The sequence below is a fragment of the Tardiphaga sp. 20_F10_N6_6 genome (assembly GCF_052076045.1).
GTDB lineage: Bacteria > Pseudomonadota > Alphaproteobacteria > Rhizobiales > Xanthobacteraceae > Tardiphaga > Tardiphaga robiniae.
Map to the genome: position 1 here is coordinate 3,776,711 of NZ_CP197239.1, position 12,708 is coordinate 3,789,418.

Consider the following 12,708-nt stretch of genomic DNA (forward strand, 5'->3'; position numbering starts at 1 on the left):
CCGTCAGCCGGGATTGTCCTGACCTTTCACCGGGAGAAGAGCGCGAGCTTCGCCATTTTCACGGCACGGCCTAACTCTATTCGCGCGATGATACCGGCAGCGATCTGCATGGTGGCGCCGATTGCCCAGCTCAAACAGATGATGCCAGCCGTCCTGGGGCGCACGGTTTCACCCAGAATGATACTGGAGACTGACGTGATCGCCGTCACCGATGTGATGAAGGTACCGGCCGCAGTGAGCAGCTCCACCATATCCGCACTGTTGCCCAGCCCGCGCCATAGCGGCAGATGCATGCGGTAATCGGCAGGAACCTGGGGCAGATCGATTCCAAGATAGAAGCCGGTAGCCCCGTAAATGATCATGGCGAACACGACTTCACCCGAGCCAATGACCTCGATGAAGCGGCCAACCTCGGCAACGAACAGCCCGCAGGCAGCCCCAACCAAAGCGAGTCCGGTCCGTTCGAGAATGTGCGCCAACCTGCTGAGGGTCGAGCGGGTGTGCCACGATGCGCTGGGCTTGATGATCATGTGATCCTCGTCTGCCCATGAGCCCTTCGAGGAGGAGTTTTGAAGGCCGCCCTCCGCAATAACAAGCAGGAGTGCTTACCTAAATCGAGTGGGGTGGCGGTACCTGCTTCGGTGACGTGGAAACACACACTCGCATTCTCGCGGCGCTTGTGCGTCCGAGTTTTGCGCATTCCTTCCCACCCTCAATCAAGAGGGCGTGCGGAACGCCGGGTGCCCGTTGCACCCTTGGGCCTGATGCGAATGCGGTCTTCCGCAATCTGGAGTGCATCAGGACTTTCGGAGGCGCCGAGCAAGTGCCCGACGTTCCGCCTGCGGTGTTTTTTCGGTTGCTTGCACTTTGCCTCGACGAACGCTCCGATCGCGAATTAAAGTCCCAAGGCGATGGGAAGGGAGCCTCAAGCGAGTAAGCCGAACGCGTTTTGACTTGGTCGTCCGTCACACTGTCCAGGGGTCTTTCCATCCCAAGGTCGGCCGTCTCCTTGCCAGTGGCAGTGCTGACGCAGATCCGTCCTGCCCGAAGACAGACGTCCCCCATAAACCGCGTAACGCCGCATCTCCGGCGTCCACCGCATCCAGCCCCGCGAACGTGACGATCGCGCTCGCCCCTCTCATCGGAGCCGGACAGAGGAGATAATAATCCTTATAGGTATATTGTCAACAAAGAATAGGAAAAAATGTTGGGGGCTGTCTGCCGCCCATGCTGTCATTCCCCGGCAAACCAATTGGTTTGCCTGAGGGCGGGACCGACGCCGCAGGCGACGGGACCGAGCCTCAGCCACTCCACTTGGAGTGGCGGGGAATCTCGACATGGGAGTCTCCGTAGAGCCAAACACTCCGGGATTCCGGGTTCACACCGATCCGCTACGCGGCTCGATGTGCCCCGGAATGACGAGAGTCAGTGAACACATCGAGCTTCCCCGGAATGACAGCGTGGGGCCAGACGCTTCGGACTTTGTCCGCCATTGCACGGCATCGAACAATACGTGTGACGCAAATACCGCCAAAGGCGCCAAAACCGCCGCATTCGTAAGTATCCGGCTACGCGACGAAACAAATCTCCGCTTCCACGAAACAATTTTCTACACGGACGCCATCGGCTGGAAACCGGCTGGGATTACACCTCCATGCAACAAGTAGCCGCGTAGACGGCAGGAGGCCGCCATGAACCACTCGATCCACAGCGCAGACCGCAGCACGCATCTGAAGATCGTCGTTGTCGCCCTGGTTGCCGGCATCGCGGTTGCAGGTTTCGGCATTGCCGCCCGCACGGGCACCAGCGACGGCACCCAGACGGCTCGAGTCATCAAGGCCGGTCAGCCGACCGCCCTCACCAGTTCGAACACGACGGCGGTTCGCTGATTGTCGCATCAGGACACCGGACCGGTTTGAGCGTGATGCGCTGGTGATGCCGGCGCACCGCGCATTTCAACCTTGGCACCCTCGACAGTCCCTCTACCCTGCCATAGTAAATCCTTGAGCGCATCGACGCGCCCGAAGATGCAGGACAGACCTTTGACTGTGACAGATGTGGCGCCGGGTGCAGGCGAAGCCAACAGCACCATTCGTCAAGCTTCCGCGACGAGCCCCAAGACCGCAAACCAAACCGCAACCGACGCGATCATCAATTCCTATGCCGGCCGATCGATGCCTATCGATCATCTGCGGACCTTCGTCACGCCCGAGATGAATTTCGCGACGCGCACCATCAAGGCGGGCGCACCGGTGCGGCGGCTGACTTACGGCAAGCGCACACTGCCGGACTTTCCGATCGTCTCCACCGCCGGCACCTTCGACATCTACGACTATGTCTCGCGCAACCGCGTCGCCGGACTTCTGGTGATGAAGAATGACGAGGTCCTGCTCGAACATTATGACCTCGGCATCAACGCCGCCACGCGCTGGCTGTCGATGTCGATGGCGAAATCCTTCAGCACCACGCTGGTGGGCGCCGCCATCCAGGACGGCTATATCCAGAGCGTCGACGACCAGCTGACCAGGTATCTTCCCGAATTCTCCGGCACCGCCTATGAGGGCGTCAGCGTGAAGGCGCTGATGCAGATGACGTCGGGCCTGCGCTGGAGCGACGACCAGACCGATGCGAATTCCGAGCGCCGCAAGATGCTCGCATTGCAGGTCGGGCAGGGGCCCGGTGCCGTCATGCGCTACATGGCTGAGCGCCCGCGCGCCGCGGCGCCTGGCACGCAATGGACCTATTCGACCGGCGATACCCATGTCGTCGGCGCGCTGGTGAAGGCCGCCACCGGCAAATGGCTGAGCGATTATCTCTCGGAGAAGATCTGGTTCAGACTCGGCATGGAGGCCGATGGCGCCTGGTGGCTGGAAGCGCCCGGCGGGCTGGAAGTCGCCGGCAGCGGCCTGTTCGCCACCCTGCGCGACTATGCCCGGTTCGGCCGGTTCATTCTCGATGACGGCGTGATCGATGGCACCCGCGTGCTGCCGGAAGGCTGGGTCCGCGAGGCCGGGGCATCACGCCTGATCAACGGCCAGCGCGTCGATTACGGCTATATGTGGTGGATCGTGCCGGCGCCCGACGGCACGCTCGATGACGGCGCCTTCGTCGCGCGCGGCATCTTCGGCCAGATGCTGTACATCAATCCGAAACAGCGCGTGATCTGCGTCGTGCTGAGCGCGCGCTCGAAGCCGACGACGCTGAACGCACCGATTCTGGACAATGATTTCTTCAATGCGCTGGTGAAGGCGCTGAAGTGAGGCGCTGGCTTCTTAACCTCTCCCCGCTTGCGGGGAGAGGTCGAAGCCTGAGCGCAGCGAAGGCTTTGGGTGAGGGGGAGTCTCCGCAAGCTCAGAGCGAATGGATAGTCCCCCTCACCCGACTTCCACGCGCTTCGCGCGTTCCAGTCGACCTCTCCCCGCAGGCGGGGAGAGGTTAAGAGCCGCTCGCTTGTTCTACCCCACTTTGCTCCGCTTCGCCTGTGCCGCGACGCTCAGCTCGGGCCAGTCTTGCGCGATGGCCTCGATCAGCCAGTTGCGATAGCGGCGGATCAGCGGCGCATCCCAGCGGTCGGCGCGGGTGATGAAGTAATAGATGCCGTCGGAATAAGGCTGAAAGCTCGCATTGCCTTTTCCGATCTCGACCAGGCGGCCGGATTCCAGCTCATGCGCAACCACCATATGGTTGGACAGCGCAACACCGCGGCCGTGGATCGCGGCGTCCAGCGTCATGTGGCCCTGCCACAGGCGAGGACCGCCGAGGTCGAGCTCGTCATAGATGCCGTGCGCCGCCAGCCAGTGCGCCCAGCTGTCGAAATCCTCTTCATGCAGCAGGCGCTGGCTCAGCAGATCGCGCGGCGTCTCGATCGCCGGCATTGAGGCCAGGTAGGCCGGGCTGGCCACCGCGACGATCGGCACCTGCGCCGCCTCGATGCAGCGCAGGCCGGGGGCGAGCTGCAGCGGATTGCCATAGACCGACTCGAAGCGGATATCGATATCCGTCTCGTGCGAGGCGAAATCCGGCCGGCGATCGGTGGGGCGCAGCTCGATATCGACGTCGCGATTGGCCTTCTCGAACAATCCGATCTTGCGCGACATCCAGTGCAGCGCGAAGCCCGGCGCGCACCAGATCAGCAGGCGATGATTGTCACCGCGCCGCATCAGGTCGATGGTGGCATCGGCGATGGCATCCATCGCCGCCGCAATATGCCGGTGATAACGCACGCCGTCATCGGTCAGCGAGATGCTCGATGAGGTCCGGTCGATCAACTTGGTGCCGGTCCATGATTCCAGCGTGCGCAGATGCCGGCTGATCACCGCGTGATCACGCCCGAGGCTCTGCGCTGCGCGGCGCACGCCGCCGAGCCGTGCCACCGCATCGAAGGCACGCAGCGCCTCGAAAGGCGGGATCGACTTGCGTGACGGCGGGTTCAGCGCCGGGGCCGGCGCAGCTCCGGAATCGTCCATCACGACAGGATTGGGGCCAGGACTGGAGACCGGCTTCATCATCCATCCACATTCGGTTGGCGGCACGACCGCCAGGCGGATCGTCCCAACGAGACAAGCATTCAGCGAAGCAAGAGACATGCCGGCGTGCACAGAGGCAAGTCGGCAGGGCTGCGGCAAGATGGCAGCCTAGCACGGTGCGCCCGGTGCACCACCATGCCCCTCATTGGCATCTTCCGGGTCATCTTGATGGCGTTACCCTCGTGAGGTCTAACGATGGCTCATCGCGCGCGGCGCGGCAGCCGCGGCATGGGGATCACGACACTGACCGATCTGTTTCAGCGACCACGCTACCGCGACCCGCTCAATCCCGGCGGCCCCCTGTTGCCGCGCTCCGGCTGGAGCCGGGCGCCGATGCATCGCTGGACCTTCCAGCACATCCGCGAGATGACGCCGACCGCGCAGGTTTGGCGCGGACCGGGCCCGGTGATGCCGATGCGCGAGAATTTCCAGGCGCTCGATACGGTTGCTTTCAGCTTTGACGGCCGCGATCTGAGTTTCGAGAGCTTTCTGACGGACAACGCTACCGACGGCATGCTGGTGCTGCACCGTGGCGCCATCGTCTATGAGCGCTACTTCAACGATATGAAGCCGCACAGCCAACACCTGTCGATGTCGATGGCCAAATCGATGGTCGGCATGGTGGCCGGCATTCTCACCGACCGTGGCGTGCTCGATCCCAAGGCGCCGGTGACGCACTATCTGCCCGAGCTCGCGCGCACCGCCTATAGCGGCGCGAGTGTGCAGCACGTACTCGACATGACCACCGGCGTGGTGTTCGACGAATCCTACACCACGCCCGGCTCGCATATGGTCAAGCTCGGCTATGCCTGCGGCTGGCGTGTCAACGACCAGCCGGACTACCCGCGCACCATGTGGGAGCTGATCCTGACGTTGACCGAACAGGACCGCCCCCACGGCGCGCTGTTCCAGTATCGCTCCATCGAGACCGACGTGCTCGGCTTCATCCTCGAACGTGCCACCGCAACTTCGCTCTCCGAATTGGTCAGCCGCGAATTATGGGCGCCGATGGGCGCGCAGGAGGACGGCTATTTCACCGTCGATCACGGCGGCTTCGCGCTGGCCGATGGCGGCTTCTGCGCAAGCCTGCGTGACTATGGCCGCTTCGCGCAGATGACCATCAATGGCGGGCGGTCCGGCGAACGCCAGGTCATTCCAGAAGCGTGGATCGACGCGACCCGCAATGACGCCAATCCCGAACTGTTCCAGGGCTTCTTCCGCGAAACGCTGCCGGAGGGCGCCTATCATAACAAATGGTGGATCGAAGACCCAAAAGGCCGCGCCATGCTGGCACGGGGCATCTTTGGGCAATTGATCTATATCGATCCGGAGTCCGAATTCGCCTTCGTCAAACTCTCGACCTGGCCCGAGGTCACCAGCGTGCCGCGCGCCCGCGAGGCCGTCGCCGCCGCGCATGCGATCCGCGATGCGCTCATACGATAACCGAAAGGCAGCGTGATGGGCCGCTTCCTGCTCGGACGTCTGCTGCAGGCGGTGCCGACACTGATCATCGTATCGGCAGCGATCTTTTTTGCCATGCGGCTGATCCCCGGCGATCCTGCTTCCGTCATGCTCGGCGATCTCGCGACGCCCGAGCAGGTCGAGGCGCTGCGTAGGGAGATGGGTCTGTCCGGCGCGCTGCCGTCGCAATATCTGACCTGGCTCGGCCATATTTTTTCCGGCGACTTCGGCAAGTCGATCTCATCCGGCGAACACGTACTGCCGCTGATGCTCGATCGCTTCGCGGTGTCCGCGACCATCGTCGTCACAGCCGTGGTGTTTGCCGCGCTCATCGCGGTGCCGGCCGGCATGTTCGCGGCATGGCGGCAGGGCACCTTCGCCGACTACGGCACCGTGGCACTCTCGACGCTATTGTTGTCGATCCCGAGCTTCTGGCTCGGCCTGATGATCCTGCTGGTATTCGGCATGTGGCTCGAATGGTTTCCCGTCATCGGCTACGTGTCGCTGAGCGAGAATTTCCGCCAGGGCGTGCTGTTCATCTTCATGCCGGTGCTGACGCTGATCATGGTCGAACTCGGCCCGATCGTGCGCATGGCGCGCGCCTCCACCATTGAGGTGTCGCGGCTCGAATACATCACCCATGCCCGCGCCAAGGGCCTGTCCGAATCCGAGGTGATGTGGCGCCATGCGTTCCGTAATGCGTTTGCGCCGACCTGGACATTGATCGGCCTGATCCTCGGCGGGTTGCTCGGCGGCATCGCCATCACCGAGACGGTATTCACCATCCCCGGCCTCGGCCGCCTGCTGGTCGAGGCGATCTATGCGCGCGACTATCCGGTGGTGCAGGGCTGCATCCTGTTCATCAGCGTCATCTATATCATCGTCAATCTGGTCGTCGACATGCTGTATCCGTTGTTCGATCCGAAGATCGCGCAATGATGCGGTATCTCCCACGCCTCGCGCGCGGCCGCGCCAATCTCCTGATCGGCGGCGGCCTCGTCCTGCTGCTGGCCTTGCTCGCGATCTTCGGCCCCATGCTGGCGCCCTATGATCCGCTCAAGCTCAACCTGCGCGCCGTGCTGAAAGCACCTTCCGCATCGCATCTGTTCGGCGCCGACGAATTCGGCCGTGACGTGCTGAGCCGCCTGATCTATGGCGCACGCACCACCGGCTGGATCGCGCTCGCCACCGTTGCCATCGCCGTCTCGCTCGGCCTCTTGTTCGGCATCGTCGCCGGCTTCCTGCGCGGCTGGACCGACAGGATACTCATGATCCTCAACGACTCGCTGCTGGCCTTTCCCGGCCTGTTGCTTGCGCTGTTCATTATGGCGATCTCGGGCGCGAGCCGCGAGGCGCTGATCCTGGCACTCAGCGTCGCCTATATGCCCGCCGTGGTGCGCGTCGCACGCGCCAGCGTGCTGTCGGTGCGCGAACGCGAATACATCGAGGCATCGCGGGTGATGGGCAATTCGGAACTCGTGACCATGGTGCGCCATGTGCTGCCGAACTGCATGGCACCGATCACGGTACTGGCCACCACGATGTTCGGCTGGGTGATCCTCTCCGAAAGCGCGCTAAGCTTCCTCGGCCTCGGCGTACCGCCACCGGCGCCGAGCTGGGGCAACATGCTGGCCTCGGGCCGGCCTTTCATCACGCAGGCGCCGTATTTGCTCATTTTGCCGGGCCTGTGCATCTCGCTGACGCTGCTCGGCATCAACATGCTGGGCGACGCGCTGCGCGACTGGCTCGACCCGAAGATGCAGGCCTGATGCGATGACGATGACACACGATCCATCGCAGCCCGTCATTGCCGCCGAGCATCTGACCGTGACCGTCGGCCCCGACGGCAACAAGCTCGTCGACGATGCCAGCTTCTCCATCATGCCCGGCAGCATGCTGGCGCTGGTCGGCGAATCCGGCTCCGGTAAAACCATGGCGGCACGCGCGGTGCTCGGCCTGTTGCCGACACCGCTGATCGCCGCACCGGGCAGCAGCATCAGGTTCCGCCACACCGAGCTGGTCGGCATCGCGCCGCCGGCCCTGCGCAAAATCCGCGGCGCCCATATCGGGATGGTGTTCCAGGAGCCGATGGTATCGCTCAATCCGTCGATGACCATCGGCCGCCAGATGGCCGAGGGCCTCGCGCTGCATCATCGCCGGCTGTCGCGCGGCGAGATCCGCGAGCGCTGCCTCACGATGCTGAAGCGCGTCAGCATTCCCAACCCCGTCCATTGCCTCGGCGCCTATCCGCATGAATTTTCCGGCGGCATGCGCCAGCGCATCATGCTGGCCTCGGTGATGCTGCTGAAGCCGGACCTGCTGATCGCAGACGAGCCGACCACGGCACTCGACACGCTGGTGCAGCGCGACGTGCTCGATCTGATGGTGGAACTGACGCAGGAGAACGGCACCGCGGTGCTACTGATCAGCCACGACCTCGGCATGGTTTCGCATTATGTGCGCGATGTCGCCGTGATGCTGAAGGGCCGGATCGTCGAACAGGGTCGCAGCCTCGACGTGCTGTCGTCGCCGCAGCACGACTATACTCAGCGTCTCGTCGACGCGCTGCCGCGACGAAGCGCCGGCGGCTTACGCAGCGCCCGCACGATCAAACCGCTGGTCGAATTGCGCGATGTGGTGATCGACTATGCGGGACGCCCGCGCCTGTTCGGCCGCACGGAGGCCAAGCGCGCCGTCGACGGCGTCGATCTCACCATCGGCGAGGGCGAGACGCTGGCGCTGGTCGGCGGTTCCGGCTCCGGCAAGACCACGCTTGGCCGCGCCACCGTCGGCCTGATCACACCGACCTCCGGCAGCATCGCCTTCCGCGGCGGCCAGATCATGACCTGGCGCGGCCGCGCGGCGCGGCTGCAGCGCGAGGAAATGCAGATAATCTTCCAGGATCCGTATTCCTCGCTCGATCCGCGCCAACGCATCGGCGACATCGTCGGCGAACCACTGCGCCTCGACACCACAATGGATGGCAAGGCGCGCGAACTCCGCGTGCGTGAGGTGCTCGATGAAGTGGGCCTGTCCCAGGACTTCCTGCGCCGGCTGCCGCATCAGCTCTCCGGCGGCCAGCGCCAGCGCGTGGCCATCGCCCGCGCCATCGCACGGCGCCCGGCCTTCGTGGTCGCCGACGAGCCGGTGTCGGCACTCGACATGACCGTGCAGAAGCAGATCCTGAAACTGATCCGCGAGTTGCAGGAGCGCTATGGGTTTGCGTGTCTGTTCGTCTCGCATGATCTCGGTGCCGTCGAGCAGGTCGCCGACCGTGTCGCCGTCATGCAGAACGGAAAGATTGTCGAGGTCGGCAGCCGGGACGATATTTTCGACCGGCCGCAGCATGACTATACGAAGCGGTTGCTGAATGCAGCGATGCTGCTGGATCGGAGGTTTGAGGGAGCGGTGGCGGCAACAGCCGTCTAGCGCCGATTTCTCAGGCCGTCATCGCGGGCAGCGCGAAGAGCTTCGCTAGACAACCCGCGTATCCATCTTTGCCCCACACGCCACTCTCGTCGCCTGAAAGATAGATTGCCGGGTCAAGCCCGGCAATGACGTGGGGAGAGGTCGGTGCACACCATCTCCAAGCGCTCCTCCCACTTCTCCAAGTATCCCCACGAAAAAACCCGGAGCCGTCGCTGGCTCCGGGTCTTCGAGTCTGCCGTAACGCTGCGGGCGATTACGGCTTTTTCCACACGCCCCAGGCGCGCGGTTTTTCGAGCGGCCACGACTCGTAATTCACGAGCTTCGGCGAGACCGCCTCGATCACGGGATAGTAGTAAAGCCCGAGGATGGGCACTTCCTCCGCCATTTTGGCATGGAGCTGCTTGAGGATGGCCTTGCGCTCCTCGAAACCCGTCGCGTTTAGCGCCTTGAGATAGAGCGCCTGCGCTTCGGCATCATCCCATTGCGACGTCGGCGCCTTGGCCTTGTTGCCGATGATGGTGCCATACATCAGCATCGGATCGGCGCGGGAGGAATAGCCGAAGGACTGCAGCTGGAACTTGCCGCTCATCCAGTTCTCGAGCTGCGCCGCCCAGTCGATCACGTCGAGCTGCACGTTGAAGCCGGCGGCGTTGAGCATGGCCTGCACCACAACGGCATTTTCATACATGCCGATATAGCGCTTGTTGGTCTGCATCTTGATCGGCTCGCCCTTGTAGCCGGCCTCCTTCAGCAGCTTCCTGGCGGCTTCCGGATCGTATTTCGGCCATGCCTGGAACGACTTGTCGAAATAGGCCGAGGATTCTGCGACGCCCGAGGGATTGAATTCGGTGAGCCCCATCAACTTGGTCTCGGCCATCTCCTTGAAGTCGATCGCATGTGCCAGCGCCCGGCGGATCTTGACGTTCGACATCAAGGGGTCAGTGGTCTGGATCAAGATCGCCGACAGTGACAGGCCCGGCGCGGTCTTTACGACAGCGCCGCGCTTTCTCATTTCCTCGATGCGCGAGACCTGCAGATAGGTAACGATATCGACCTGTCCGGCGAGCAGCGCAGTTTCCGCCGCGGTCTTGTCGGGGATGACGACGAAACGCACCTCGTCGAAATAACTGGTCCGATCGCCGCCGAAACCGTCGCGTTTCTGCTTCGACGGGACATAGTCCGCGAACCGCTCCAGCGAGACATATTGCTCCTTGCGCCATTCCTTCAGCCTGAACGAGCCGGAACCGATCGCCGCCCCCGCGATCCAATTGCCGTCAGCGTCGACATTTTTCGGGCTGGCGATCCAGAAATTGCAGACGATGTCGGCGAGCCGCACCAGAAACAGCGTGTTCGGCTTGTCGAGCGTGAAGACCACGGTGCCGTCGTCCGGTGCTTCCACCGACTCGACCTTCATGCCGCGCGACCCGTCGAAGCTTGCGGCGCAGACCCATGGCGCACCGGACTTCGGGGCCGCCATGCGGCGGTCCCACAGCCACTTGACGTCGGCGGCCTTCACCTTGTCGCCGTTGTGATAGACCATACCGTCGCGGAGCTTGAAGCTGTAGGTCTTGCCGTCCGGCGACACGTCCCAGCTCTCGGCCGCCGCGGGGCCGATGGTCATGTCGTTCCTGTGCGCGACAAGCTGTTCATAGATGTGATTGAGGACGTGGTCGGTGAGATTGTCGCTGCGCGAGGCGTCGAGGGTGCGGATATCGGCGGTCATCACGATCCGCATTGTGCCGCCGCGGATCGGCTCCTCGGCGGCGGCAGCGCTTGCGAATGTGAAAGCCGCGACAATGGCGGCGAAGGCAGATATCATCCTCATGCGGCTCTCCAAATCACGTTGCAATTATTTATAATCCGAAATGCCGGGCGGTCTCGTCGAGCGCGCGCTTGAGCTTGTCGATGAGTTCGTCGATCTCGGCATGGGTGATCACTAGCGACGGGCTGAGCACGATGGACTGGCCGACGGCGCGGACGATCAGGCCCTGATTATAAGAGGCTTCGCGGCAAAAGATGCCGGCGCCGTCCTCGGCCGTGAAGATCTCACGGGTGTCCTTGTCCTTGACCAGTTGCAGCGCCGCCAGCGTACCTATGCCGCGTACCTCGCCGACCACCGGATGCTGTTCGAACTGCGCCAGCGCCTGATGCAGATAGGGGCCGATGTCGTTACGAACGCGGTCGACCAGGCCTTCGCGTTCAATGATGTCGATGTTGGCGAGCGCCACCGCGCAGGCGACGGGATGGCCCGAATAGGTATAGCCGTGGGCGAGCAACCCGCCGGCGCCGATGGTCTCGAACACCCGCTTGTTCATCGCCACCGCGGCGATCGGCAGATAGCCGGAGGACAGGCCCTTGGCCAGCGTCATCAGGTCCGGCGTGACGCCGTAAGTTTGCGCGCCGAACCATTCGCCGGTGCGGCCGAAACCGCAGATCACTTCATCCGCAATCAGCAGCACATCGTATTTGCCGCAGATGCGCTGAATTTCCGGCCAGTAGGTCGATGGCGGATCGATCACGCCGCCGGCGCCCTGCACGGGTTCGCCGATAAAGGCCGCAACATTGTCCGGCCCGAGTTCGAGAATCTTCTGCTCGAGCGCCTGTGCGGCCTGCAGCCCGAATTCCTCCTTGGTCAGCTCGCCGCCGAACATGTACCAGTGCGGATGCTGGATATGCGCGAAGCCGGGCAGCGTGCCGCCGTCCATGGCGTGCATGTGCGGCATTCCGCACAGGCTCACGGCTGCCAGCGTGCTGCCGTGATAGGCCATGGTGCGGCTGATGAAGGTGCGCTTTGCCGGCTTGCCCTGCAGCTTCCAGAAATAGCGCACCATGCGGACGATAGTGTCATTGGCCTCGGAGCCGGATGAGGTAAACAGGAAGTGGTCGAGACCGTCCGGCGTGAGCTGCGAAAGCTTGTGCGCGAGCTCCGTCATCGCCGGCGTCGTCGACTGGAAATGGTTGCTGTAGAATGGCAGTTCGGTCATTTGCCGGGTAGCGGCATCGACCAGTTCCTGCCGGCCATAGCCGACATTGACGCACCACAACCCGGCCATCCCGTCGAGGAATCTGCGCCCGTCACTGTCCCAGATCTGACAGCCTTCGCCCCGCACCACGACACGAGTCTTGCCGCTGGTGATCACGGCGGGATCGGTGAAGGAATGGACGTGATGCGCGCCATCGAGCGCCTGCAAATCGCCGGTTGTTCTTGTTGTATCGAGCATGTTTTTCTCCGACGACGCCGGGCAGCCACGACAGGGCCAGCGTCAACGAAGGGATCATCGAATTGCCCAGG

Annotated in this window: 10 protein-coding genes; 6 read left to right on the forward strand and 4 right to left on the reverse strand. The window is 63.2% G+C overall.

Annotation, left to right across the window (positions count from 1 at the left end; all coding sequences use genetic code 11):
• Window positions 1-26 precede the first annotated feature (26 nt).
• Window positions 27-530 carry a hypothetical protein gene (locus tag AB7813_RS18185; RefSeq protein ID WP_210269244.1) on the reverse strand — a complete coding sequence of 168 codons (504 nt, stop codon included), beginning with the start codon at window positions 528-530 and terminating at the stop codon, window positions 27-29.
• A gap of 1,161 nt (window positions 531-1,691) precedes the next feature.
• Here AB7813_RS18185 and AB7813_RS18190 point away from each other — a divergent pair.
• Both AB7813_RS18190 and AB7813_RS18195 read left to right on the forward strand, forming a co-directional pair.
• Complete coding sequence (locus tag AB7813_RS18190; RefSeq protein ID WP_089263559.1) at window positions 1,692-1,889, forward strand: hypothetical protein; 198 nt, start codon at window positions 1,692-1,694, stop codon at window positions 1,887-1,889.
• Window positions 1,890-2,048: 159 nt separating this feature from the next.
• Window positions 2,049-3,260 (forward strand): serine hydrolase domain-containing protein, encoded by a 1,212-nt coding sequence (locus AB7813_RS18195; RefSeq protein WP_439084261.1) that lies wholly within the window; start codon window positions 2,049-2,051, stop codon window positions 3,258-3,260.
• Window positions 3,261-3,455: 195 nt separating this feature from the next.
• Here the strand turns inward: AB7813_RS18195 and AB7813_RS18200 are convergent, their stop codons facing one another.
• Window positions 3,456-4,586, reverse strand: a complete 1,131-nt coding sequence (locus AB7813_RS18200) for a LysR substrate-binding domain-containing protein (protein WP_439083893.1) — start codon at window positions 4,584-4,586, stop codon at window positions 3,456-3,458.
• A 135-nt stretch (window positions 4,587-4,721) separates the two neighbouring features.
• On the opposite strand from AB7813_RS18200, the gene AB7813_RS18205 reads away from it, so the two are divergent.
• From AB7813_RS18205 to AB7813_RS18220, 4 genes are read left to right on the forward strand one after another with little or no spacing between them, the layout of a single operon-like run.
• Complete coding sequence (locus tag AB7813_RS18205; protein WP_439083892.1) at window positions 4,722-5,969, forward strand: serine hydrolase domain-containing protein; 1,248 nt, start codon at window positions 4,722-4,724, stop codon at window positions 5,967-5,969.
• Between the two features lie 15 nt (window positions 5,970-5,984).
• The gene (locus AB7813_RS18210; protein ID WP_439084260.1) at window positions 5,985-6,926 is read left to right on the forward strand and encodes an ABC transporter permease; all 942 of its coding nucleotides are present in this window, start codon (window positions 5,985-5,987) and stop codon (window positions 6,924-6,926) included.
• On the forward strand, window positions 6,926-7,756 hold the full coding sequence (locus tag AB7813_RS18215; protein WP_410001892.1) for an ABC transporter permease: 831 nt from the start codon (window positions 6,926-6,928) through the stop codon (window positions 7,754-7,756). The genes AB7813_RS18210 and AB7813_RS18215 overlap by 1 nt, the downstream gene beginning before the upstream one ends.
• Window positions 7,757-7,766: 10 nt before the next feature.
• The gene (locus AB7813_RS18220) at window positions 7,767-9,416 is read left to right on the forward strand and encodes a dipeptide ABC transporter ATP-binding protein (protein ID WP_439084259.1); all 1,650 of its coding nucleotides are present in this window, start codon (window positions 7,767-7,769) and stop codon (window positions 9,414-9,416) included.
• 253 nt (window positions 9,417-9,669) lie between these two features.
• Here AB7813_RS18220 and AB7813_RS18225 read toward each other — a convergent pair whose 3' ends face one another.
• Entirely contained in the window at window positions 9,670-11,241 is a 1,572-nt protein-coding gene (locus AB7813_RS18225; RefSeq protein ID WP_439083891.1) for an ABC transporter substrate-binding protein, read from the reverse strand.
• Window positions 11,242-11,269: 28 nt separating this feature from the next.
• On the reverse strand, window positions 11,270-12,637 hold the full coding sequence (locus AB7813_RS18230) for an aspartate aminotransferase family protein (RefSeq protein ID WP_439083890.1): 1,368 nt from the start codon (window positions 12,635-12,637) through the stop codon (window positions 11,270-11,272).
• Between the last annotated feature and the right edge of the window lie 71 nt (window positions 12,638-12,708).